The 26522-nt window shown below is 37.4% G+C and carries 19 protein-coding genes; 12 read left to right on the top strand and 7 right to left on the bottom strand.

The features are described from left to right. Nucleotides 1–98: 98 nt before the first annotated feature. The 9 genes from AC1HCU_RS07630 to AC1HCU_RS07590 all read left to right on the top strand — a co-directional run bounded on the left by AC1HCU_RS07630 (nt 99) and on the right by AC1HCU_RS07590 (nt 13563). Nucleotides 99–2411 (top strand): transposase, encoded by a 2313-nt coding sequence (locus AC1HCU_RS07630; protein WP_480364859.1) that lies wholly within the window; start codon nt 99–101, stop codon nt 2409–2411. Further along, complete coding sequence (locus tag AC1HCU_RS07625) at nt 2408–3301, top strand: IS3 family transposase (protein WP_480364856.1); 894 nt, start codon at nt 2408–2410, stop codon at nt 3299–3301. Before AC1HCU_RS07630 ends, AC1HCU_RS07625 begins: the two co-directional genes overlap by 4 nt. A 41-nt stretch (nt 3302–3342) precedes the next feature. Beyond that, nucleotides 3343–4452 (top strand): TonB-dependent receptor domain-containing protein, encoded by a 1110-nt coding sequence (locus AC1HCU_RS07620; RefSeq protein ID WP_480364853.1) that lies wholly within the window; start codon nt 3343–3345, stop codon nt 4450–4452. A 21-nt stretch (nt 4453–4473) separates the two neighbouring features. Then, nucleotides 4474–6255, top strand: coding sequence for a RagB/SusD family nutrient uptake outer membrane protein (locus tag AC1HCU_RS07615; RefSeq protein WP_480364851.1), 1782 nt, complete (start codon nt 4474–4476; stop codon nt 6253–6255). Between the two features lie 16 nt (nt 6256–6271). Further along, the gene (locus AC1HCU_RS07610) at nt 6272–7183 is read left to right on the top strand and encodes a DUF1735 domain-containing protein (RefSeq protein ID WP_480364849.1); all 912 of its coding nucleotides are present in this window, start codon (nt 6272–6274) and stop codon (nt 7181–7183) included. A gap of 119 nt (nt 7184–7302) precedes the next feature. Continuing rightward, the gene (locus tag AC1HCU_RS07605; protein WP_480364847.1) at nt 7303–9954 is read left to right on the top strand and encodes a glycosyl hydrolase family 28-related protein; all 2652 of its coding nucleotides are present in this window, start codon (nt 7303–7305) and stop codon (nt 9952–9954) included. Nucleotides 9955–10069: 115 nt separating this feature from the next. Then, the gene (locus tag AC1HCU_RS07600) at nt 10070–11524 is read left to right on the top strand and encodes a sulfatase family protein (protein ID WP_480364845.1); all 1455 of its coding nucleotides are present in this window, start codon (nt 10070–10072) and stop codon (nt 11522–11524) included. Nucleotides 11525–11578: 54 nt separating this feature from the next. Continuing rightward, nucleotides 11579–12997 carry a sulfatase family protein gene (locus tag AC1HCU_RS07595; protein ID WP_480364843.1) on the top strand — a complete coding sequence of 473 codons (1419 nt, stop codon included), beginning with the start codon at nt 11579–11581 and terminating at the stop codon, nt 12995–12997. After that, nucleotides 12994–13563: a sulfatase-like hydrolase/transferase gene (locus AC1HCU_RS07590; protein ID WP_480364841.1), complete on the top strand. Its 570-nt coding sequence runs from the start codon at nt 12994–12996 to the stop codon at nt 13561–13563. Before AC1HCU_RS07595 ends, AC1HCU_RS07590 begins: the two co-directional genes overlap by 4 nt. A gap of 15 nt (nt 13564–13578) precedes the next feature. Here the strand turns inward: AC1HCU_RS07590 and AC1HCU_RS07585 are convergent, their stop codons facing one another. Continuing rightward, nucleotides 13579–14490, bottom strand: a complete 912-nt coding sequence (locus AC1HCU_RS07585) for an IS982 family transposase (protein WP_480364839.1) — start codon at nt 14488–14490, stop codon at nt 13579–13581. On the opposite strand from AC1HCU_RS07585, the gene AC1HCU_RS07580 reads away from it, so the two are divergent. After that, the gene (locus AC1HCU_RS07580; RefSeq protein WP_480364837.1) at nt 14483–15391 is read left to right on the top strand and encodes a sulfatase-like hydrolase/transferase; all 909 of its coding nucleotides are present in this window, start codon (nt 14483–14485) and stop codon (nt 15389–15391) included. The genes AC1HCU_RS07585 and AC1HCU_RS07580 overlap by 8 nt on opposite strands. Nucleotides 15392–15433: 42 nt before the next feature. Here AC1HCU_RS07580 and AC1HCU_RS07575 read toward each other — a convergent pair whose 3' ends face one another. The 6 genes from AC1HCU_RS07575 to AC1HCU_RS07550 form a co-directional block, all read right to left on the bottom strand. Continuing rightward, nucleotides 15434–17935, bottom strand: coding sequence for a hypothetical protein (locus AC1HCU_RS07575; RefSeq protein ID WP_480364835.1), 2502 nt, complete (start codon nt 17933–17935; stop codon nt 15434–15436). A 348-nt stretch (nt 17936–18283) separates the two neighbouring features. Then, a complete protein-coding gene (locus AC1HCU_RS07570; protein WP_286860246.1) occupies nt 18284–19642 on the bottom strand; it encodes a Gfo/Idh/MocA family protein in 1359 nt (452 codons plus the stop codon). 131 nt (nt 19643–19773) lie between these two features. Beyond that, the gene (locus AC1HCU_RS07565; RefSeq protein ID WP_480364833.1) at nt 19774–20835 is read right to left on the bottom strand and encodes a 3-keto-disaccharide hydrolase; all 1062 of its coding nucleotides are present in this window, start codon (nt 20833–20835) and stop codon (nt 19774–19776) included. Nucleotides 20836–20908: 73 nt separating this feature from the next. Continuing rightward, nucleotides 20909–21607 carry a carboxypeptidase-like regulatory domain-containing protein gene (locus AC1HCU_RS07560; protein ID WP_480364831.1) on the bottom strand — a complete coding sequence of 233 codons (699 nt, stop codon included), beginning with the start codon at nt 21605–21607 and terminating at the stop codon, nt 20909–20911. A gap of 506 nt (nt 21608–22113) precedes the next feature. Then, on the bottom strand, nt 22114–23610 hold the full coding sequence (locus AC1HCU_RS07555; RefSeq protein WP_480364829.1) for a sulfatase family protein: 1497 nt from the start codon (nt 23608–23610) through the stop codon (nt 22114–22116). Nucleotides 23611–23627: 17 nt separating this feature from the next. Beyond that, complete coding sequence (locus AC1HCU_RS07550) at nt 23628–25046, bottom strand: sulfatase (protein ID WP_480364827.1); 1419 nt, start codon at nt 25044–25046, stop codon at nt 23628–23630. Between the two features lie 133 nt (nt 25047–25179). Here AC1HCU_RS07550 and AC1HCU_RS07545 point away from each other — a divergent pair, with 133 nt between their 5' ends. Beyond that, on the top strand, nt 25180–25479 hold the full coding sequence (locus AC1HCU_RS07545) for a transposase (protein WP_480364825.1): 300 nt from the start codon (nt 25180–25182) through the stop codon (nt 25477–25479). Beyond that, nucleotides 25476–26369, top strand: a complete 894-nt coding sequence (locus tag AC1HCU_RS07540) for an IS3 family transposase (RefSeq protein ID WP_480364822.1) — start codon at nt 25476–25478, stop codon at nt 26367–26369. Before AC1HCU_RS07545 ends, AC1HCU_RS07540 begins: the two co-directional genes overlap by 4 nt. Nucleotides 26370–26522: the final 153 nt, after the last annotated feature.

Genomic DNA, 26522 nt, shown 5'->3' with positions numbered 1-26522 from the left:
AAAAGTTGTAAATAAAATCTTGTAGAATAAATTATTTATTGCGACTGATATTATTTACATCTTTGAAACAAAGCTTATTGAATAAATTTGTTATTTATATGAAAAAAAATCAGATCTATAAATATCTTGTTTTCTCCTTTTTTTGGTCTTTACTCTCTTTATGCCTGACTGTTTATTCTCAGGAGAATGCTAAAACCAATAAACCCGAGAATGTAACAGTGCGTTCGGTGATTGTTGACGAAGGAGGAAAACCTTTACAAAATGTAGTTATTACAGATGCTAAAGAAACTATAATTGCTTATACTGCAAATGATGGCAAGTTTGAGATAAACGCGAAGAACAATTCCTCATTATTTATTGAAACGTTGGGATATGAAAGAAAAATTATTTCAATTCAGGATAATTCGATACCGGAATCTATCACTTTGAAAAAAATACCTTTTTATCAAGGAGAAAAAGACGATATTTTGTTTCCTGCCGGAATCAGTGAAACAAAAAGAAATACGATTGGTGCCGTTGGTGTTATTAAAGGGGAAACGCTTCATTCATACCCTGATATTTTACTATCCAATATGCTTCAAGGTAAATTATCAGGTCTAAATGTTTCCATGAATGCCGGAGGTCTTGCAAGCAATCCCTCAAGTCTGTCTGTCAGAGGAAATCAACGCGGAGGAAGTAATCCAATCATAACTATCGTAGATGGCATGGAGCGTCCAATTGATAATCTCTTACCAGAAGAAATTGAAAGTATTGAAATATTAAAAGATGCGACCGCTAAAATTATGTACGGAGCACGTGCTGCAAATGGTGTTCTGCTCATTACCACCAAAAAAGGTGAAAAGTTGAAACAAATCATCAAAATTGGTGTAGAGTACGGTTACGGTCAGGTTACCCGCACACCTGAGTATCTTGACGCTTATGAGTATGCTCTCCTCTATAATCAGGCACGTCAGAGAGATAATTTAGTCCCGTTGTACTCCTCAGCCGATATTGAAGGTTACCAGAACAGTACCGGGACAAATGATTTCAGATATCCGAATGTGGATTTTAATGATTACTTTCTTGAGAATTCAAATAATTATCATAAGCTGTCACTGGTGTTTTCAGGCGGAGATGAGCGTACTCAATATGCCTTAATAACCGGATATTCCGGAACGGACGGACTGGAGAAAATAGGAACAAAGCCAGAATACAATCGTTTGAATATGAGAGGAAATCTTAATGTCAAGATAAACGATTTAATTTCGGGATTTATAGGACTTGCTCTCCAATATGACCGGACCATTAGAAGCAACCTCAGTCATAATTCAGTTTATCAGGCCATCAGCAATACACGCCCCAACGAATATCCCCTGATTATCGATGAAGGAATTATCAAAAGTGATACAACTGGTCTTCCCGCCTTGGGCGCAAGTTTTACAAATCCTGATAATTTATATGGAGCCCTCCAATATGGAGGATATTCGAGAAATCAAAATTTGAACGGACAGACCAATTTTGGACTGGATTTTAATTTAAATAAGTATTTACAAGGATTATCAGCCAAAGCCTATCTCTCTTTTGATAATTCATTTTTTGGCATAGAATCATTGAGTACTTCTGCAGCGACTTACGCACAGCGTTATATCAAAAAAGCGGATGGAACAGATTCACTTCTTCTTACGCAACTCAAAAAAACTAATTTGACTGATGATGTAAGATTAAGTAATACATTTAATCAAAGGACTTCCGGTTGGTTTGCAAATGTTAATTACAATTATGAATTCGAAAAACATGCATTAAAATTCGACTTATCCAATATTCGCTTAAAACAGGAATTTACAGGTTCTTCTCAGGACATTAAATCAGTCAATTATATCTTAAGAGGAAATTATGTTTATGGCAATAAGTATATAGTTGAAGGTGATTTGTCATATATGGGAAGCAGTAAGTTTACCGGAGATAATAAATATCAGTTATTTTACGCCGGAGGTCTAGGCTGGATATTATCAGAAGAAGAATTTTTTAAAACATTGGCCCAAGAGCAAATTAATTATTTCAAAATTAAAACATTGGAATTTCTAACTTTGCCGGGACACAGAGTTAAGCATAAACGCTTATTTTTGTGTAATATGAGAAAACAAAGAACACATTTTGACAAGGCATTCAAAGATAATGCGGTCAAACTTAGTTTAGAGCGCAAGAATGTTTCCGAGCTTGCGCAGGAATTGGGTATTGCCCCCTTTCTTTTATATCGTTGGCGGAAAGAATACCAGCAGAAAGGGGAAGCCAGTTTCCCCGGACATGGAGTCCAGTCACTAGATGAAAACTCCAAAAGGATTGCCGAACTGGAAAAACGTCTGGGTGAGGCTGAAACAGAGCGGGACATATTAAAAAAAGCTTTGAGCATCATCTCCAAGAAAGATCGTTGATCTATCTCTTTATAAAGGAATACAACTCGAAACAATGGACGATCGAGGTGATGTGTAAAGTATTGAAAGTACCCCGGAGCAGTTATTACCGCTGGCTTAAAGATCCGGAGGGCCAACGTAAGCGCAAATATATGGAGCTGGACGAAAAGATCAGAGATGCCTATTTTGCAGCCAAAGGACGCAATGGAAGCCCCCGGCTGGCGAAGGATTTGCAGGCATCCGGAACTCCTGTCTCGAGAACCACCGTAGCATGCCACATGAGGGAAATGGGCTTGCGCAGCAAACTCTCGAGACGATTCAAAGTGACGACGGATACCTCTCATAACTATAAGGTTGCTCCAAATCTGTTGAATCGCGAATTTAATCAGAATGAGCCTGTGAAAGCGTGTGTCTCTGACCTGACCTATATTCCGTGTAAGGATGGGTTTCTTTATCTGACCTGTGTGCTGGATCTTTTTGACCGCAAACTGATCGGATGGTCCATAAGTGATCATATGAATGCATCCCATACCGTAGTTCCGGCTATCAGGATGGCCAACAGGAACAGACCTTTTGGAGAAGGAATGATATTTCATTCTGACCGGGGCATCCAGTATGCCTGCAAACAAACTGTAAACCTGCTGAAATCCTTGAAGCTGGAGCAAAGTATGAGTGGAAAGGGAAATTGTTGGGATAATGCTGTGGCTGAAAGCTTTTTCAAAACTTTCAAATCTGAATTGGTCTATGGTACCAAACTCAAAACAAGAGAGCAAATGCGCTTGCATGTATTTGAATATATTGAAACCTGGTATAATCATAAAAGGAGATTCTCAGCATTGGGTAACTTAAACATTGATGAATTTTGGGATCAGTATAATATTAAAAAAGAATCAATTAAAAATGTCGCCTAACTTTTTGTCTCAATTAAGTTTGCAAGTCCACATCTCTCGGATTGTTAGGTTATGATGCTTCAACTACTTATCATCTTTCTCAAAATAGATGGTTGAATAACGGCACTTTTCAATTTAACAATGGGAACAGTACCAGTAAAATCAGGCTTGACGTGGTGGGGAATCCTGGACTGAGATGGGAAAAATCCCGCCAGTTTAATTTGGGTATTGAAATCCTGGCCTTCAATAGGAAACTAGCTACAGAGATAAATTATTTTAATGAGCTGTCGTTTGACCAGATTGAAAAAGCAGATGCAATTTATTCTTCACTTTATGGGAGTTTGTTCCCATATACAAATTTGGGAAAAGTGGCCAACCAGGGAGTTGAAATTGAGCTCAGATGGACTGAAACAACGAATGGAGGACTAAGATATTCAATTGGAGGGAATATGTTATATTCAAAAAATAAAGTGTTGAAGGCCAATCAGATCAATTATCCGGATGATTACCGCAGCATGATAGACAAACCTTCTGATTCTATGTTTGGATATGTTACTGAAGGTATTTTTGGTAAAGATGTACAATTGGACGATCATCCCTTACAGACTTTTGGTCCATATGGAAATGGAGATATCGCGTATAAGGATTTAAACAACGATGGTGTGATTAATACACTTGATAGAAAAAAAATAGGAAATGCCTTTCCACGATTTATATTGGGACTTGATTTTAATTTTAGTTATAAAAATTGGGGACTTTATTTATTGGGAACAGCCAACCTGGGAGTTAAGTCTTGGTTAAATAATTCTTATTACTGGATGAGAGGTGAAAATAAGTACTCGATTATGGCATTTGAAAGTTATCATCCCGAAAGTAATCCAAACGGTAAATATCCTGCTCTTACAACAACTCCTGGCGCGAATAACTACATGAATTCTGATATGTGGATAGAAAATTCAAGTTTTTTCCGTTTGAAGAATATGGAAATAAGTTATACCATACAGAATAAGCATGTTGAATCGTTTATTAAATCGACAAAAATATTCTGTCGGGGATCAAATTTGTTTGTGTTATCAAAAATAAAAGATTTGGATCCTGAAGCATTAAATGCCGGTATCCTGAATTATCCGGTTATGAGAACGTTGACCGCAGGAGTGAATATTACATTTTAATTTAATCTAAACTGTATTCAAATGAAAATTTATAAAATATTTCTGATTTTTATTTCATCTGTTGGATTTATTTCATGTCAGGCTGATTTGAGTTTAAAGACAGATAATTCTTACGGAGATGAATTGACGTGGTCATTACCTCACAAAGCCGAAGGAGTATTGCTCCAGGCTTATGTGGATATTATGACACAACCCGACAATTGGGCTGGAAATAATTTTTTAGATGTTGCAACGGATAACGCGGTGACCAACGATTTTACCTCCGGCTTGTATCAATTAACAGCAGGCGGGATTACACCTCACAATAATCCTATTGAGAACTGGACTACCGCCTATTTAAAATTTCAATATATTCACCTCTTCCTCGAAAACGGACTAAAGTCAGATATTATATATGATTTGAATGATCCGGCACGTGATATTTCAATACGTACACGGTTAAAAGGTGAAGCATATTTTCTAAGGGCATGGTGGGGCTTTGATCTTCTACAGAAGTACGGTGGATTAACTGACGAAGGAGAAGCTTTGGGCTATCCAATTGTTCTAAAAAATGTAACAAATACCTCTGAATTGAATAGCTTGATCCGTAATACGTATGAAGAGTGTGTCAGACAGATATCGAATGATTGTGATTCAGCCATCAAATATCTCCCAAATTCATATTTGGGAACCGATGCCATTATTGGAGAAACTCAAACAGGACGAGCTTCGGGCAAAGCGGCATATGCGTTGAAATCCAGATTGTACACCTATGCAGCGAGTCCAGCCTTTCAACCTTCAGGAATTTCTGATGGAGAAATTCACGATAAATGGATCAGAGCTGTTCATTCATCTTTTCAAGCCATTGAGGATGGTCTCATTGGAAACTATACGGGTCTGACTGAAGCTGATTTTGCTGGTCCTGGATTGAGAAACATAACACCTGATGAGTTTTTGTTTCGCACATGGATAAATAATAATGCAATGGAAACTCGTAATTTCCCTCCTGTTTTCTTTGGAATGGGAAAAACCAATCCTTCACAAAATCTGGTGAATTCCTTTCCAATGATTAACGGTTATCCGATTACTGATTCCAGATCGGGATACGACCCCCAGGCTCCATATAATAATCGTGACAAGCGTTTGGATTTAACTGTCTATTATCACGGACAGATATTCAATTCCAGCCGGCCACTTGAAATTGCGGTAGATGAAGAAGGTAATCCTGGTCGAGATGCTGCAGGGTATGAATATAGAAACACAAGGACAGGTTACTATTTACGTAAATGGTTGTCATCAAAAAATAATATGTTGTTCGATCCTTCATTATTGACAGCTGTCAATGATTTCCATCAATACCCTTTATTAAGGAGGTCCGAGGTCTATTTTAATCTGGCTGAAGCTCTTAACGAGTCTGTCGGCCCGATGGGTGTAGTCGAGAATGTTCCTCATACTGCGGTTTCAATTATTAATAATGTTAGAAAAGCTGCAGGAATTACTTCAACGACTTATGTGGATGAAGTAGCTTCCATGGGTAAGGAAGCATTTAGAAATTTGATTCTTAACGAGAGAAGAATTGAATTTGCTTTTGAAAATATGCGTTATTTTGACCTTAGAAGATGGTTACTGCCGTTGAATGAATCTGTGAACGGAATCCGGATAGTTCAGAGCGAGACAGGTTTAATTTTTGAAGGAACAAATCCGACCGAGTCGCCATTGGTAGTTGAGAAGAGGCTGCTCAATGACGAAAAATACTATTATTCACCGATATCTTACGAAGAAATAATAAAAAATCCCAACTTAATCCAAAATAAAGGTTGGTGAAAAAAATTATATAAATATGAAACTACTTAATTTTTTTGTCATCCTTTCATTCATTATTTTATTTCATGGATGTGAGAAATACAATGACTACATTGAAGATTATAATTACACAACCGTATATTTCGGTTCACAAAAACCCCTACGTACAGTTGTTGCAAGAGATCCGATGCAGATTAAATTTGGCGTTACTCTTGGAGGAATCCGGGAAAACACAAGTGATCATTGGGTGAGATTCAGAATTGAACCTGATTTGTTGAATACGGTTAGTGGAGCCAGTAATCTAACGTTATTGCCTCAAAATTATTATAAAATGGAATTACCGTCCAGTGATAGCCTCTTTGTTATCCCAAAAGGCAAAACAATTGGAGACGTAGTTTTAAAAATTAACAAGGAAATTTTCTGTGCAGATCCTTTGGCATTAACCAAAACGTATGTTCTGCCACTTCGCATTTATGAAACTTCAGCAGATTCCATACTTTCTGGGAATGAAGTGACTTCTCCCAAAGATTATTCAATTATTGTAATTAAGTACATTAGTCAAGAAAGTGGGACATACTACGTGAAAGGGTCTGAAACCAGTCAATCAACAGGTCTGACCAATTCATACAGCTATTCAGAATTGATTAAGAACAAAACACGAGATTTGATAACCTTATCACTCAACCAACTCGAAATGGGAGGAATAGGAAGCCGGAGTGTCAGTGACAAGAATAAACTTATTATTTCTCTATCAGAAAATAATAAAGTTTCGCTTGCGTCAATTGTGGGAGGTATGACAATCACTGACTTGGGATCTTCGTATGATTCGGATAAAAGAACATTTTCATTGAAATATACCTATACAGATAGTTCAGACACATTCACGGTAACTGAAGAGATTATTCAACGCAGTGATCCTGAATCGGATTTACGGTTTGAAGAATGGTAATGAAAATATTAAATACTTTGTAAATTGTGAAGTAAAGTAAGACCTTTACTTCACAATTTTTGGGAACAAAGACGATTATTGAATTGACAGGAATTTATGTACGCTAAATAACGCGATTTATGAAAAGAAGAAAGTTCGTGAAGAAATTAGGTTTGGTTGCTTTAACAGGTTCCGTATTACGTCCTTTTGCCATTAAAAGTGAAATACCCGGTAACCTAAAGAAAGAAAGAATAATAAATAAAACAAATGCTTTTTCCCCTAGGGTAGTAAAAACTGTTTTTCAAACGGACGATGTGGTGATTGCCTCTTATAATGTGATGGATTTTGGTGCGAAAGGAGATGGAAAGACAAATGATTCCGATGCAATTCAGGCAGCCCTCAATAAAGCCGGAGAAAACGGTGGTGGCGTTGTTTTTATTCCGGCAGGCAGTTATGCCCTCCATAATCGTTTGATTATTCGTGCTGGAACAACATTGCGTGGTGATTGGGAAAATCCAATTGACACTACTTTAAATAATAAAAATGAAAATGGAACTGTTTTGATGGTTTTTGCTGATAAAGGAAAATCTGAAGGAGCAGCATTTATCGATATTCTTGATAACGCAGGTATCAAAAGCCTGACAATCTGGTATCCCGAACAACAAATGGATAAAATAGAATCTTATCCTTTTACTATAAGACAAGCTGGAAGATATAGTGCTACCATAGAAAATATTACGCTTGTTAATTCCTATCAGGCCATTGAAATAGGACCCGGGAATAACTCACTTGCAATGGTGCGGAATGTCTACGCTACCGCTCTCAAAACGGGTCTTGTACGCGATAACACCTGGGACGTAGCAAGAATGCAAAACCTTCACTTCAGTCCCGTTTTTTGGATACAATCAAATTTAAATCACAAACCTGTTTCTTCAGAAAATAAAAAGAAGTTAATTGAATGGATGGAGGCAAACGGAGAAGCAGTAATAATAAGATTTCCCGCCTGGACCTGGTTTTATAACTTGACCATTGAACACTATAAAATAGGAATTACAACACTCCCCTCTGCAGTTCATAAAATGAGAGGGCCCAATGGAGGTATTTACAATCTGCAACTTTCTGACTGTCACACAGGTGTATTTCTCGGTGATAATGCGGCTGCGGGTTTTTTCATTACTGGAGGAAATATACATACAAAAGGGAATGATAGTATTGGAATTTTGGCAGATAAAAGTTTTAATTCAACTGCACAATTTAACAGTTTAACCATCAGTGGCTTTTTGTCGACAGCAGTAAAAATGAAAGAGTCGGAAAATGGTGCATTGACTTTTATGCACACTAAATTCAACGTAGAAAAAAGCAAAGGTTCAGCCGTTGATATTTCGAGTGGGATTATCGAAATATTACAATCAGAGTTTTCTCAGCCTTCCAATCATATCAGTTTGGGTAATAGTACCTCCATGGCATATATTGCCGGAAATATTTTCTCAGGAACTCCTGATATCAGAAATTTCATGACTAACAATGCCGGTTGTACGATTTCACATGATTTTTTAAATTTGAATAAGCCTGATTTAGAGGATTATGAGTGGAAAAAGACTATTCCTCACCCAGCTTCAAACTCTTTGTTTAATGTAAAAGATTATGGCGCATCAGGAAATGGAAAAATAAATGATGCACCATTTATTCAGAAAACTCTGGACCTTGCACGTGGATCAGGAGGAACTGTTTTTCTACCTCCAGGTTCATATCTTTTAGAGAATGAATTAATAATTCCATCAGGAGTTGAATTAAGAGGTTCTTACGAGGGGCCGCACCACACCATTGAAAGGTCGGGTAGTGAATTAATTGTTCAGACCGGGAAAAATCAAAAAAATGGAACTCCGTTAATTAGTTTGGAAAAAAATTCAGGCATCCGGGGGCTCACAATATTTTATCCGGAACAAGTCTGGGAAACAACAAATTACATTCCTTATCCATGGACAATACAAGGATTGGGACAAGAAGTATGGGCAAAAGATATAGTTCTTGTAAATTCATATCAGGGCATTGATTTTGCATCGTATGACAGCAAAGGACATGTAATTGATTATGTATGCGGATCTCCATTACGTACTGGAATTTACTTAGGAAGTAACAGTGGTGAAGGTTGGGTACAAAATATCCAGTTTATACCACATTATTGGGGCAGATCTTTATATAATAACAAACCAGAAGAAGGATCATTACTTCGTGCCAATACGCAAAAAACCTTGACAGGAATTAAATTTGGATATAATAAGAAAGAAAATATGCTGCAAAACTTTGTTTACGGGGCTCATTACGGAATCCGTTATATACATCAAAGTGGTTTAGGGGGAACAAGTGGAACAAGTATGGCACAAGGAGTGGACGGAAGCGAAATTCCTCTTCGAATTGATGGCGGAAATGATTTGCAATTTATTAATACGCAACTGGTACCGCTTGGAGAGTCTGATAAAAAAAGAACAATACATATTTCAAACAAGTTCTCCGGTATTGCCAGATTCTTTAATTCAATATTTTGGGGACAGCCCGAACGTTCAGTAGAAATTGAAAACGGAAAAATTCTGTTTTATCAGACCAATCACACAGCCAAACAGGGAGATGCTGCTTTTTATATTTCCGGGGGAGATGTCGAATTGGTTGCCAATCGTTTCTTAGACCCGGGATTGAATATATATATCGGAGCGAAATCTTCTGTAAAAGTTATTGGACCAATGACAAAAACAAATAATATGGAAAAGCATGTTTTTACAGAACCTAAACAATAAGATGAATGATTCTCTGGGATGAATATTCATATTTTTCAGTTTATAATTTTTTTATAACCCTCATCGAATTATAATATAGATTTCTTTTATAAACATTAATTTACATATTGGAATTATGTCAAGAATAATAAAATTTATTATAGGTATCAAATGTTTTATTACTGCTAATCTTTTAGTTGGGCAAACACAATTACCGAATATAGTTTTTATTTTAGCCGACGATTTAGGTTATGGAAGTGTAAACTGTTATGGTGCTGACAAGGATCTTGTACGTACACCTTTCATAAATAGTTTGGCAGAAACAGGTATGATGTTTACCAATGCGCATACCCCTGCATCTGTCAGTTCTCCGACCCGGTATGGTCTTTTAACTGGAACTTATCCCTGGCGTTCTACTTTAAAATATGGAGTGCTTTCAGCAAACAGTCCTCTATTGCCCGATCCAGAAGGAGTTACAATCGCAGATGTTCTGAAAGATAAGGGATACAATAGTGCTGCAATAGGAAAATGGCATTTGGGATATGGTAACAAACAACCGTGTGATTTTACTGACAAATTAACGCCAGGGCCTCTTGATCTGGGATTTGATTACCACTTTGGGGTACCATCAAATCATGATGATGTTTGGGGAGTTTTTATTGAAAATGATGAGATCTATGGATTGAACAGCAAAGAAGCACATCCCTATTCGAGATCATTTTATGGTAGCCAATATTTTGGGTTTGATGCGCCACAGCGTGTTAACAAAGATGTGATGAATGTACTCACTGAAAAATCTGTTAACTGGTTGAAGAAACAATCATCAGACACTCCCTTTTTTTTATACTTTGCGCCAATCGCTGTTCATCATCCTATTACGCCTTCAGACTATATGAGAGGGCTTAGTAACTGTGGACCTTATGGAGACTTTATACAGGATCTTGATTGGAGCGTTGGGCAGATTATACAGACTTTGGAATATATGGGATTAAGAGAAAATACCATCATTATTTTCACAAGTGATAATGGAGGTGATATTCCAGTACAGCGGCCAGAAGCCCCAGAAATACAAGCGATTAATTATGGATTAAAAATAAATGGTGATTTGCGTGGTGATAAACATACAATCTGGCGGGGAGGAACGAATGTGCCATTCATTGTATCCTGGAAAGGGGTTGTAAAAGAGGGTAGCATTTCTGAGAAAATGATTAACACTGTTGATGTCTTTGCTACTTTTGTAAATATAACCAATGATAAACTGCCTGAATCAAAGGACATAGCCCCCGATAGTTTTAGTTTTCTTCCATATTTGCTAGGTAAAGAAAGCAATAACCCACGGGTTGATATGATAACGGCAGATTCAAAGGGTATGAAGGCTCTTCAAATGGAGGGTTGGAAATATATCGATAATACACCTCCGGAAAATTTTCCCCAAGAACGATTAAAAATCTTCCAAAGTGAAAAAGAGCAGTTATATAACTTAAATAACGATCCAGGAGAAAAGATAAATTTAATTGTAAAATATCCAGAAAAAGCTAAACAAATGAGAGAAAAGATGGATACGATACAAAAGAAAGGATATCACAGATAGGAAGAATATTATTATAAAATTCGTATAAATAAATTTGAAATAAATATTTGAGTTATGAAAATCAAAACTACTCTTTTGGTACTATTTTTACTCCTTTATTGCAGAACAATAAATTCAAAGGAAAGACCCAATGTGATAATGATTCTTGCCGATGATCTAGGGTCAGGTGATCTACACTGTACGGGCCATCCGTATGCGAAAACGCCGAATTTGGATAACCTGGCAGATGATGGAATTCGATTCGGAAGAGCCTATATGGCCGCACCGTGGAGTGCTCCAAGTCGTTATGCATTGATGTCGGGAAAATATCCCGCGAGGTATTTTGACAATACTCTTACTATCCGCCCGGAGGAACCTACTGTCACAAAGATTCTAAAAGATTCCGGATATAAAACCGCACATATCGGAAAATGGCATCTTTCGGCTCGACAAGAAGGTGCTGTTACGCCTGACGAACTGGGTATTGATCATCATTTTCTTACGAGCCCGGCGGGAAACAGCAGGACATGGACAAAAGAAGAAAGAGACCAGGAATACTGGAGAGCAAAGACTACGGATGCTTACGTAGATATGACTATCGATTTCATTAAAAAGAATAGTTCTCGTGATTCTTCCGACCCATTTTATATAAATCTATGGATTTATCCGACCCATTCTTATATTCATCCCACTCCCGAACAATTGGCCGTTTATAAAGATCTAAAAGTAAATTTTAGTGATTTCAGCCCTTATCAACAGGAATTTTTAAAGTTTGTGTCACAATATGGCGATATCAATAAATCCATGCAAGCATATTGTGCAGACATCACTGCAATGGATAATGCTCTCGGCAGATTGTTTGATTTTCTGAAAAAAAATAATTTATTTGATAATACTTTAATTGTTTTTACGAGTGATAATGGCCCGGGGCCTTTAACCAAACAGATTGAAAGTAAAAGTATTGGAGCCAGATATAAGGAGGAACCCGATTTATTGAACAGCGTGGGCAGTGCAAAGATATACAAAGAGAGAAAACTTAGCCTTCATGAAGGAGGTCTGAGGGTTCCCTTTATCGTGTCATGGCCCAAACATGTACCCTCCGGGAAAATAGATGAGAAAACGGTAATCCATGGAACAGATTGGTTGCCGACAATAGCGGCAATTTGTGAAGCGAAAATTCCCGAAGGAATTTATGATGGAATAAATGTAGAAAATGCGTTTTATGGAAAGGAATTTCAACGAAAAGAGGCTTTATACTGGACCCAAGAAGAATCTGTAGGAACATTACAGGGAAATTGGAAAGGAATCATGGAAAAGGGTAGAGTCGCTGAATTGTATGATATTATCAAAGATCCTTTGGAAAAAAACAATTTGAAAGCCAATTTCCCCGAAACAGCATCCAAAATGGAGAAACAAATTTCAGATTGGAAAATGAATATCAAGGAGCCTGAAACTGAAAAGAAAATTAAACACACGAAAAAAATAAAAAGATGAAATTTTTCAATTTTACTGCGGTGACCCTCACATTGGCAAGCTACTCCGTTCTCTCTGCCAAAGATAAGCCTAATATTTTAATCATTGTTGCCGATGATTATGGCTATTCAGATTCCAGTTTTAATCCATTCCATTCCCCGGAGGTATCTACACCCAATATTGATCGCCTGGCAAAAAGCGGTGTAACATGTACTGATGGATATGTAACAGCGCATATAAGTTCAGCAACTCGCGCGGGACTAATGACCGGACGTTATCAGCAGCGTTATGGTTTATATACGGCAGGAGAAGCTGGTTCCGGGCTGGATATGAACGCAAAAATAATACCTCAATATCTTAAAGAACAAGGATATACCACCGGGCAATTTGGTAAATGGCATCTCGGACCGGAAATTCAGTGGAGTCCGTATAAAAGAGGTTTTGATTATCAATTTGGATTTCTCGGGAGAGGAGCACATGATTTTTTTTATCTGAACGACCCTAAAGATCCAATATATCGCAATGATGTTGTAATTGAAGAAAAGGGTTATCTTACTGACAGACTGGGGGAAGAGGTAGTAACGTGAGTTCGGGATAACATATTATCCCCAAATGGTTAATTGACTTGACTTTTCCACTTCAAATTTGATTGAAGGCTTTTTGGGAAAGAAACAATATGCCACCAATGCAGCAATTATGTTCATGATGAAATTATGTGTGGAACGATGCCTTGAATGTTCTATCTGGCAGATATTCTTCAGTTCATCATTGATGGACTCAATTACAGATCTTTTGCGTAAGAGAATCTTGTCGCGGAATGACATCAGGGAATTTTTCATATTTGAGCGTATACCGGTCACTAAATGAACACCCTGGTCAAACAGCATCTCGAAGAGCTTTGTGCTGATGTAACCCTTGTCTGCATATAGTTTACCGAAAAGATCTTTGGTAAGAACATTGATTACGTCAGGGTTTCTATCGTCGACATTGCCTTTTGTGAGAGAGAAATTCAGCAATTCACCCTTTTCGTTACAGACCAGATGAAGCTTGAATCCAAAAAACCAGCCCATCGTACTTTTCCCTCTTTGTGCCAGATCCCTGAATACTTTATTCGAGTGTATACGCTTGTTATGACATACTTTAATGGGAGTGCTATCCACATATGTAATGCCTGAGCATTCACCAAATCCAAAGAGTTTGAGCAAGAGCATGAAAGGTACAATCACCCTGGGTTGCAACTCGACAAAACGGTTGTAGGAAACGGCATTTGGAAAATAGCTCTTCATGTGTTTGCAAATATAAAACAGGTAATAATTCTTGAAATTATGGAAGGTTCCGCAGTGGAAACAGACCATCACGGCAATAATCTCGCTCTGGGACATTTGCGTTTTCCTGTTTCTCCTTTTAGTTGTACCCCCGGCTTGAAGTTGATGATTCTGAATTTCATTCTCATATTCTGCACAAAAATCGTCGGCAATACAAAATATTTCAATAACTTTGTCTGTTGTGATCATAGGACTGATGTTTGTTATTTGTTTGATTATCAGCTATAAATATACAAATAATCTCCCTATATCACAACTTTTTTTATGCTTTTCTTATCCCGAACTCACGTTAGTAGATTTCATTTCAAGGAATAAAGGGAATCCTTTTTTTGCCTACCTTGCATTTAATGCTGTTCACTCACCCATGCAGGCTCCGGAAAAAGATATCGCCTTATTCAATACTCCAGACACAACCAGAAATATTATGCTTGCCATGATTCATCGTATGGATGAAGCTATTGGAATGGTTCTAGACAAACTCGAAGAAGATAATTTACGTGATAACACACTTATATTTTTTATTAGTGATAATGGCGGTGCATTGAAATATAAAGCAGAAAATAAGCCTTTAAATGGAGGAAAACACATGGATTACGAAGGCGGCATCCGCGTACCATTTTTGGTCAGCTGGCCGTCTCAATTCAAGCAATCAGTATGTACAACTCCTGTAATTTCATTAGATGTTTTACCCACCATACTTGCGGCGTTAGGACAAGAAAATAAATATGAGATTAATAGTTTTTTCGATGGGAAGAATATTTTACCCATGTTAAAAGGAAATGATAGGATTGAAGATAGGGCTTTATATTGGTCGGGTGGCAGTCTGGACCCATGGTGGGCAATCCGTAAAGATGACTGGAAAGTTGTAGGGAACAGAGACAAGAGGCAGCTCTTTAATCTAAAAAAGGATATAGGAGAACAGAATGATTTGTCAGAAATATATCCTGAAAAAATGAAGGAATTGATAGCCTTGCACCACATCTGGTTAGAGGATATGGCTGAACCGGTTAATAAAGCAAATAGTAAACGCTGGTCTAAAGATAAAGTAAACAAATCTGATTTAAAAAGGGAAAGGAAAAATGATGAATAGACCTTATTGTTAATGAATAATTCATTCATTTTAACGAAGTTTCTATGACATGAATTGATGGAATTTTTTCGGAAATTCCTTACCGATCATTAATTCATATTCATTTACAAATCTATCAAAGACGGATCTGGCCGAACCTGATCGGCCAGATTTAATTAAAGATTGACATTTTATTTTGATTGCAAATTCATTTAATATATCTAACATTAGTATTGCATCAGCAAGTAAAATTGTAAGTTGAGGATTACTTGAAACCTCTTTGTTTTCATATGTTTTGGTGAAAGTGTCGAGAATTAAGTCGGTGTAGTCAGCTTTATAAATATCAAAATATTCATCTTGTATATCAGGGAGTAATGAACCACGCGATATTTTTTTCAATATTTCAAGAAAACCCTCTTCTTTGAACGAAGACATTGTTTTTAACAAATCAATAACCTCTACATAATCACAATAGATATCTTCTTCATTTTCAATTCTCCAATTTGAATTATAGACCAAATCAAATTTCCCGATTTTTCCTATAAGCAGACGTATTTTTCGAATATTGACACTACGATTGTTACGTGCACTTTTTTCCGACTTGTCAGACCAAAATAATTCTTTTAATCGTGAATTTGAAATTCCATTCTCCGAATGCTTACTTTCAAGAATTATGAGTGCCAATATGCGCCTCATTATCGGGGTAAATTCTTTTGTTATGTCATTGCCATCTTTATCTATAACATAAAAGCCCCCGAGCAGGTAAATACCTGTTGATAATTTACATTCTTCTCCGTCAATAACATGATCTGCCTTTTCAAATGAGATACAATTGAACTTCTGTCGACGTTTTAGAAAACCCCATAAGAGCAAAAGTAATGTAAGCAGTAAAATAATCAATAAGATAAGGCGGATATATGAGAACCAACCTCTAGACTCTGATTGGATAGCATCTTCCAGGTTTATAACAGGGTAGGCTATGGAATATAGATTGAATTCGTATTTATTATTCTCGTTTTTATATACAATGGCAGCATATAATTCAGAATTATCTTCTGAAAAGTATAAATTGGCATGTGAATCGGTATCTTTAAAACAATAAGGCAATGTGTCCGCCAAATGTTTTAATTCATATTTTTCAAGATTAATTTTTGACAGCCGAAGTGAATTTGAATATTTGACAGGATTATACATAAGTCCCAAAGCGTAGAGACTGTCATTTATAAGAATATTGCCAGCTGCAATTGTTGACTTATTGGATGTTTCTTTGGACCAAGCTTTTGATATTGAGAAATCTCTTAGATCAATTTTAAAAAGATCATTAAAAATGTAGCTTCCATGGGTTTGCTCTCCGGATTTATTTCCAACACCTCCATATATATATAGAATAGAGTCATTCAAGCCCAAAGAACTCAGATAACGAGGTTCAATTCTGGTTGATAGATCAATTTTCTTAAGATTCTTATTTGTAAATGAATATAAATCTATACTTGAGTTATATTTATGATACCCATAACCAAATATGCGTAGAAAGGTTGAATCAGCAGGAAGTACAATTTTGCTGTGTTGCATCCATTGTGTTGGTCTTTCTTCATTTATGGCCTCTCGCTCCCATGAGGATTCTTCAAAATTGAAATAGGAAATAAATGGAGGTGTTTTCTGGAAGTTATAATAGAATAGTTTGGCTGAGTAGGGATCCCAACTGAAATTTTGTACAGATTTTGTGAGGTCTATACTATCGGGATAATTATAGGACAAAGAGGTGTTTTTTTTGATATTAAAAGCAATGACAGACTTTTCTGTAATTAAATACATTGTTTGTTTATCATCGAAAACAGGATATATTGTTGAAAATTCCGTTAAACTTTTTCTTAAATTCCATCTTGTGTGTCTATCAATTAACCAGTCGGGATTACTGACTTTAGCTTTCTTGTTATTCAATTCATCATATACAATGTCATCATTGGTGTGTTTTCCCAGAGTCCAATGATATTTTGGTTTTGAAGGTGTCAGAGATATGACCACATCCTTTAATATAAATGGAGGGGTATCATAACTTGTATATTTTATATGTTGGCTTATTCCAAAATATAAATCTGCTTTGTTACTTTTGTCCAGCGGGTAATCTAATTCTGTATAAACCGTATCGATGTGTAGTTTCAGCTTGTTTTCATTTTTACAAAATTCAATTTTGACGTGTTTGAATTCATTCGTGATATCTTTTGTGACTTCTCCCACTTTGTTGTAAATGAGATCACTGGAGGATAAAAAATAAGATAAATTCTGATTATCTGGTTTATGGATCAAGAGATCGATATTTGCAGACTCATTGAGAATAATTCTAAATATATAACCGAAGCATTGACGATCTCTTTTAAGCTTAAAATCGAACTCCAATGAAAAATACTCTTTAAACTTTATTTTGGATTCTGATGTCAGATGAAGAGATGTACGATTTTCCTGTTTGGTTTCGTGAGATGCAAACACTAATCCTTTGCCTGGTTCAACGGGGTATAGTTGGGAATACACAAAACAAAACATAAATAAAAACAGTAAACTTCTCATCTCGATATTTGTGAAATTCTTATAATCTTATTTGTATGTTTATCATTTTCTCTGTTAAATTGTATATGCGTGTTTATCCATGAAGAATTGGTAAATTGACTTATATATAAATAATATCAATTCAAAATATCTTTCTTACTCAAAGGTATATCAGCATTTCATTCCAAAAGTATACTATTTAAATTTAATTTCCAAGTACGTTTAAACCTATAGTGCGGTGTAAATAAACTTCTCATCTTTGAGACGTATTTTATTCAAAAATAAACTGGCTTCTTGGGATTGTCAAGCTTGACAATCCCAAGAAACTGACAAGGGAAAGCTAAAATGTGTTGATAACCTTTTTTTGAGTTATAATTTCCAACCCTCTCTGTATTCATAATGTAGAAACTGATCGGCTTCCGGCATATTTGGAAATGAGAATTTTTCAGCATCAAAATGCAAGTTTTCAAAACTCATTTTTTCCCTTAATTCGGGCCTCAGTGCTATATTACCCAACAGGACAGTCTCTGTTAATGGCCCTGCCCAATCGAAATTAGAACCTGCCGGCTTACCGCCCTTACTGGCAAGAATCCATTCTTGCCGATGTCCAGGTGAGGATTTAATATAGGGTTCGGGTATCTTATAGGAGTCGTTGAGCGATTGTGGCAGGACACGATTTCCCAAAATTTTTCCTTTACTGCCTATGTAAAGTACTCCGCCTGCTCCCATCTGGATGCCAGGATCTATTTCATCTAAACGTGCAGGACGCAATCCTCCGTCGTACCATGTAAGACGTAAAGGAGGCATGTTTTCACGGGCAGGAAAATCATATGTAACCATTGAACCCAACGGAAATGATTCACCATTCACCAATGTGGATGTGGCCTGAATACTGGTAGGATATTTTAGTTTGAGTATTCTGAAGACCGAGTCAAAAGAATGACAACCGATATCTCCAAGTGCTCCAGTACCATAATCTATCCAACCCCTCCATTTAAAAGGGTGATAAGAAGGATGATAAGGACGTAACGGCGCAGGACCTGTAAACAAATCCCAGTCGAGGCTATCCGGTACGGGCGGCATATCTTCCGGACGTTTTACTCCTTGTGGCCAATATGTGTCTGCCAGGCCTCTGTTTGGACGGTCGGTCCATACGTGAACTTCTCTAATTGTACCAATTACTCCGTCATGAATCATTTCCTGCAATCTTCTTGGCTCGTCACCCGCCTGTCCCTGATTTCCCATTTGGGTTGCCACTTTATACTTGCGGGCAGCTTCAGTCAACATTCTCGCCTCATACACAGTATGGGTCAAGGGCTTTTCAGTGTAGACATGCTTGCCTCTTCTAATAGCTTCCATGCTGATAATGGCATGAGTATGATCCGGCGTGGCAACGATGACAGCATCAATATCCTTTTGGTTATCCAACATTAAGCGATAATCCTTGTATCTCTTTGCTTTGGGATAAGTGTCGAAGACTTTTTTTACATTATCGCTCCAGTCTACGTCGCAAAGTGCAACAATATTTTCCGTTTTGCCGACATCACTTAAATCACCCCGTCCCATTCCTCCGATTCCAATACCGGCAACATTTAATGTGTCGCTGGGAGCCTGATGACCCAGTCCGGAAACAGCATGAGCAGGAACAATTGTCAGTCCTCCCACAACCAAAGCTGAGGTACCAATAAAATCTCTCCTGCTTATTTTATTTGAATTTTGTGTTTTCATACGATTAATTCATTTTTTTCATTATGGTGTATGGAACTCGTAATAATCATGATTTCGTGTGATAATAATTTTGACAAAGTCGATTACTTCGTAATTCATGCTCGTTTCATAAAATGATTTCAGACTATAATTTAATTTTCAATTGGTGTCAACACTATGTTCCTGTAGGAAATAGCAGTGTGATCACCCTGAAGATAAATAGGACCCGGAGCAGAAATATCCGATTGTATCGCTCCTCCCGTAGGTCCATCAACCGGCTGGTTGTCGATAATGGTTACTCCATTAAGTACGACGGTCACATGACGCTTATAAAGCACAATTTCAAGCTCCTGCCATTCTCCTGCAGGTTTTTCGGCCTTCACTGCAGGTGCGATTCTTGTATAAATGGCGCCCAAACTACCTCCGGAGCTTAATGGGCGATCATACGAATCAGCTACTTGTACTTCATACATTCCGCGAAGATAAACGCCACTGTTGCTTTTAGGCGGAGTATTCACTTCGAGTTTTAATTTAAAATCTTTGAATTCTTGTTCTGTCCGAAGGTTACCATACCTGATGTGAGGCTGACCCTCAATTTGAGCCGGATCATTTGTAAGAACGCCATTTGTCACCGACCAGCCATTTTTTAGTTTTTCCTCAATCAAGCGCCATCCCGTGAGGTTGTTGTCACTGATTAAGGTAATGGGTTTGCCAAGTTTTATGCCGGTCAAGTCAGGAGCAGGTCCCATTTCCGGAAGCTTTCTACCGTTGATAAAAACAGAATCAAGTCCTGTCCCATTTACTTTGGGACTTAAATAGTAGCCTGAAATGTTATCCCCTTCTCTCTTCAGCTCAATCCAGGTAGGATAACTCCTCGTTAATAAAGATTGTCCTTCTGCGTCTTTTGTTAAGACAGCATTCCTCGGATTTCTTCCCACATACAGTTTATCTCCGGCAACATAGATATAAGGCAAGCCGTAATTTACACTTCCGGCAGCCCACATTATATCACCATCCAAATAACCCTCTTCCTGTCTGACCTGAAGCCAGCCTACCTTGCCATCACCAAAATCGAAAGACCATTGACCTAAATATGTAGAAACATCATTTTGAGGTAATTCTACAGATAAATTCTTTTTATTCTCATTGCAGGACAATGAAAAATATCCCAGGACAATTGCTGCAATTAAACTTGGAACTGTTGATGATTTCATAATTTTTTTTTTGATATTTGAATATAAACTGGAATTTTTATTTGTTGTCAGGACCAACCGTACTCAACTTGTTTTAAATGTACAATAGTAATAATAATCCTGGAGTAATAAAGTCCAGTTTCTGCTGTAATTTAATAGTTGTGTTTATGTCGGTAGACTTAATCTGACGTTGTCCGCTAAAATTGGTACTTGTATATGGGCTCGAGGCATTGGTATGTATCATTGTGTCGCCCAATCTCCAACCGGCTTCATTGGGATCCGGATGAGCGAGGTCAGGATATTGTTCCAACACTTCGGCCGGATAAAAAGGTACTCCCGCCACTGTACCCGTCAATGCGTTGGAAAGGCTCACCGGCGACATTTTCAGCATTTCATTACCTTTTACCTGTCCTATGGCTGCCACTGAGCTTTCTTTCTTCTGTATGCCATAACCTACCACTACTACTTCCTCCAACTCCCGAGTGTCTTCAACAAGTATAAGATTAATGGTTTTCTGATTAGTTACTGTTATTTCCTGTGTGATATATCCCACAAAAGAAAATACCAGTACGGATTTTTGATCCGGTACGGAAATGTAAAATTTACCATTGATATCGGTTACACCGCCTTGAGTAGTCCCTTTGATGGTTATACTTACACCAGGCAACGGACCGCTTTTGTCGCTCACGGTTCCGCTAATAACGGTGCCCTGCTGTTGAGTTTCCTTAGGAACCAGAACCTCTGCTGTGGCCATATTCAGGGTGAAAAGAAAAAACAGGAACAACAAGTTCATAAATTTTCTATTGTTGTAATATAAATGACAACCCGCAGCAACAACAAATTGACAACATTTCATGCTTTTAATTATTTAATTAACAAATTGATATTGATGAAGTTAAGAGCCTACTCAGTTAAATGAAATTTTATTTCGTTGATATTACGATTCTTTTTTATATAATATTGGCGTATTATTAAAAAATATTTTAATATTTGACGGGCAATCCTGAATATTGTTTTTATGTAAAAGAAAACCGGTTCAATAAAAAACAAAAAAAATATTTTTAAAATAATATTAATTTTGTTTTATGTTTTCAAGAAATTAGTATTCACGCAAATTAAAGTATAATATTTTAATAAAAAAAATATATAAAGTATGATTAATTCAACGATTGGCGATATTTATAATAAATTATGTTAATTTTTTAGGTGGAGTTTTTGGTGTTTGAATTTGGGACATTCAATCCTGATGATTCATCAGGATTGAATGAACTCCTCAACATAAAAAGTATGATCTTATAATTACATATGTTTGACTCTATCCTCTTTTATGTATCTGTTTCGAGAATCATTATATTCACAGAGTTTTTCAAATACATCAGTTGCATTGGATCCGTACTGTTTCATCCATGTTAATAATTCTCTCCGGTAGTTTACAATGGTATCAAAATAAGCAGGATCGTTGATGAGATTATTCAATGCATTTGGATCATTTTCCAAATCATAAAATTCTTCCGGTACACGATACCAAAGTAAATCTACTCTCTTTTGTATATTAAAATCAGTCTTCCCCTCAGTCACCATTCCCTTAAATGCAATACCACCCTGAGAGTCATTTTTAAATTGATATTTACCGTCGGACCAGGCATTGTAGATATACCCGTATTTATTGTCCTGTACAGCAAACATTGGATAACGGTTTTTCCCCGACGTTTCATAAAATTGAGTAAATACTCTTGTTCTGCTATCTTGACGCTCACCTTTCATGAGCGGTAAGAAGGATTTACCATCAATATTTTCGGGTATATCAATTCCACAAACATCTAAAACGGTGGGCATAAAATCTATTCCTGATATAAACTCTTCAGAATTACGTGTCCCAGGTTTTACAACTCCTGGCAAGGAAACTATCCACGGTGTGCGTGTAGAATTTAAATAAACATTTGTCTTGGCAAAAGGAGCGGAAATGCCATTATCAGACAGAAATATAATTAATGTGTTATCAAGTACTCCTTCTTCTTTTAAAACCCTTAATACTGCTCCTACAGTATCATCCAATCGTCTGACCGAACTGAAATATTGAGCCAGTTCCGTTCTGACTGCCGGAATATCGGGAAGAAAGCCGGGGACTTCAATTTCATTTGTAGAATAAATACGTGAAGGGGGAGGATAAACAGCTCCATCTTTTAGCATTTTTATATCTGCTTCAGATCCATGAAACGGTCGATGCGGATCATGCGAATTCAACATAAAATAAAAAGGCTTTTTATTCTTTTTTGAGGTCACTACAAATTCCTTCAAGACTTCATAATATCTTTGAGGATTTCTTCCCTGCCCTAGATTAGGCTGATCAATAGCCATATCCCATTTAAATTCCTTTATTGGTGTACTGTGAGGTACCTTACCTGCAATACCAACCAGATAACCATGCTCCCGAAGTACTGACATGACAGTAGGGATATTTTTTTCGGTATGGTAAAATCCTTCCACTCCGTTTCGATGTGCATACATACCGGTAGCCAATACTGCACGGGAGGGTTGAGAAACTGCACAATTGACATGCGCATTTTTGAAAATCATTCCTTGTGCTGCCAGTTTATCAAGATTTGGCGTAATATCGGGAACCTTGCTTCCCCAGAATCCGGTACTGGAATAATTCAAATCATCCGCAGTAATTAAAAGGATATTTAAATTCTTTTGATTTTTTTCGCTTGCGACTTTTTTTGCCTGTGCCGGGATCACCATGAAAGAACTGATTCCCGCTCCAATAATAAATTTACTTACATTGAAAGTTTTCATGTTTAGTCTGTTTAAAATTATTGACCGTTGTGTAACTGTTTTGATAACTCATTTACCAGCTTTTTATATTCCGGTTTATATGCCAGATTGTTAAACTCCATTGAGTCAGTGCTATAATCGTATAATTCTGCGCCTTCCTTTCCCTCGTCCCATTCGGTATATCTGTATCTTTCCACTCTTATGCTTCTGCCATTTACAATTTTATTTTCCCTGTTTCTTGTAATTTGTGTAAAAGCTGGGAAATCCCAGGCAATATCAGGTTTTTTTAGTAGCGGGACAAGACTTTTCCCGTGCAGATCTTTTGGCGCATTCAGTCCGCATAAATCTGCCAGCGTGGGATATATATCAACAAACTCAACAATTCTTGATGAAGGTATTCCCTTTGTCAATCCCGGAACGGAAATAATAAGCGGAGTTTGTGCCACATGCTCAAAAAGCATTTGTTTCATCCATTGACCATGCTGTCCTGTAAGATATCCATGATCGCTCCAAAAAACAATGATGGTATTGTCTTCTAATCCCAGTTCTTTCAGGGCATCCAATAACTTGCCCACCTGGGCATCCATAAAACTAATTGATGCATAATAAGCTTGTAATACTTCTTTTCGTTTTTGCTCCGGTACATCCCAATGCAAAGGATTCGTAAATTTGGCTACTTCAGGCTTGTTCACCCAGTCATCGGCTCTCTCTTCCGGAAGTTTAATTTTATCAAGTGGATATAAATCGAAGTATTTTTTTGGTGCAATGTATGGGGTATGCGGCCGATAAAAACCAACAGCGATGAAAAAAGGATTTTCCTTTTGCTGTCTCATCATTTGAATTGCTACATTTGCAGAAATGCCATCGGTGTGTTCGTTATCTTCGGCTTCTGTTGCCATGAATGATAAAGAACTTCCCAAACCACGGTGGGGAGTGTAATTTGTCACCTTATGCTCGTCGGTTTTATCGATACCAATGGGATTAAATTTCTGGTTCCATGATGCAGGATCATCGCTACCATCTGTTCCTATATCACCGGGCACTCCATAGTGAAAGATTTTACCCACTCTACCACTGAAATAACCATTTTCTTTAAATAATTGGGCTATCGTTACTGCTTCCGGAAGGTTTTCCCGAAAATGCACATTGTTTCTTTTGACTCCTGTCTTGTCGGGTCTGTATCCGGTCATTAAAGACGCCCGGCTGGGATTTGACAAAGGACATTGATTATAGGCCCTGTCAAAACGCACTCCAATTTTTACCAGGCGATCCAGATTGGGAGTTTTAACAAAAGGATCTCCGTAACAATGCATGTCTGAGTTTAAATCATCTGATGCAATAAATAAAATATTGTATTTTTTATTTTGATTTTCCATTTGTGCCGAAAGACTCCCTTTGCCTACTAACAAAGCACAGAAAACGGTAAAATATTGTCGATGGTTTCTTGTTAGAATCATTTTTGTCCTTTTTTTATTGATTTACACTTTATTTAAATTAACATCGCTGTTTCATTTAACAGATCATTTTCCAGTGGAATTACTAACTTTGCCGGGACACATAGTTAAGCATAAACGCTTATTTTTGTGTAATATGAGAAAACAAAGAACACATTTTGACAAGGCATTCAAAGAGAATGCGGTCAAACTCAGTTTAGAGCGCAAGAATGTTTCCGAGCTTGCGCAGGAATTGGGTATTGCCCCCTTTCTTTTATATCGTTGGCGGAAAGAGTTCCAGCAGAAAGGGAAAGCCAGTTTCCCCGGAAATGGAGTCCCGTCTCTAAGTGAAGACGCCAAAAGGATAGCTGAGCTGGAAAAACGTCTGGGTGAGGCTGAAACGGAACGTGACATATTAAAAAAAGCTTTGAGCATCATCTCCATGAGAGATCGTTGATCTTTCTCTTTATAAAGGAATACAACTCGAAACAATGGACGATCGAGGTGATGTGTAAAGTATTGAAAGTGCCCAGAAGCAGTTATTATCGCTGGCTTAAAGATCCAGAGGGACAACGTAAGCGGAAGTATATGGAGTTGGACGAAAAGATCAGGGATGCATATTTTACGGCTAAAGGACGCAATGGAAGCCCCCGGCTGGCGAAGGATTTGCAGGCATCCGGAATTCCTGTCTCGAGAACCACTGTAGCATGCCATATGAAAGAAATGGGTTTGCGCAGCAAACTTTCGAGACGATTCAAAGTGACGACGGATGCCTCTCACAACTATAAGGTTGCTCCAAATCTGCTGAATCGCGAATTTAATCAGAATGAGCCTGTGAAAGCGTGTGTCTCTGACCTGACGTATATTCCGTGTAAGGATGGATTTCTTTATCTGACCTGTGTGCTGGATCTTTTTGACCGCAAACTGATCGGATGGTCCATAAGTGATCATATGAATGCATCCCATACCGTAGTCCCGGCCATCAGGATGGCCAACAGGAACAGACCTTTTGGAGAAGGAATGATATTTCATTCTGACCGGGGCATCCAGTATGCCTGCAAACAAACTGTAAACCTGTTGAAATCCTTGAAGCTGGAGCAAAGTATGAGTGGAAAGGGAAATTGTTGGGATAATGCTGTGGCTGAAAGCTTTTTCAAAACTTTCAAATCTGAATTGGTCTATGGTACCAAACTCAAAACAAGAGAGCAAATGCGCTTGCATGTATTTGAATATATTGAATCCTGGTATAATCATAAAAGGAGATTCTCAGCATTGGGTAACTTAACCATTGATGAATTTTGGAATCAGTATAATCTTAAAAAAGAATCAACTAAAAATGTCGCTTAACTTTATGTCTCAAATAAGTTTGCAAGTCCACTATTATTGATCTGGTTTCTGTTGCAAATGACACTACCCGATCCTCAATCTCCTGTTCAATACGATTCTTGATGATGGGCTTTCGTCTGCCGATCTCCTGCAGAGCTAATTCACCTAAATAAT

The sequence above is a fragment of the Proteiniphilum sp. LBM24028 genome (assembly GCF_056629195.1).
The sequence above is the reverse complement of the archived record's forward strand: the minus strand, read 5'-3'. Positions and strand labels throughout refer to the sequence as shown.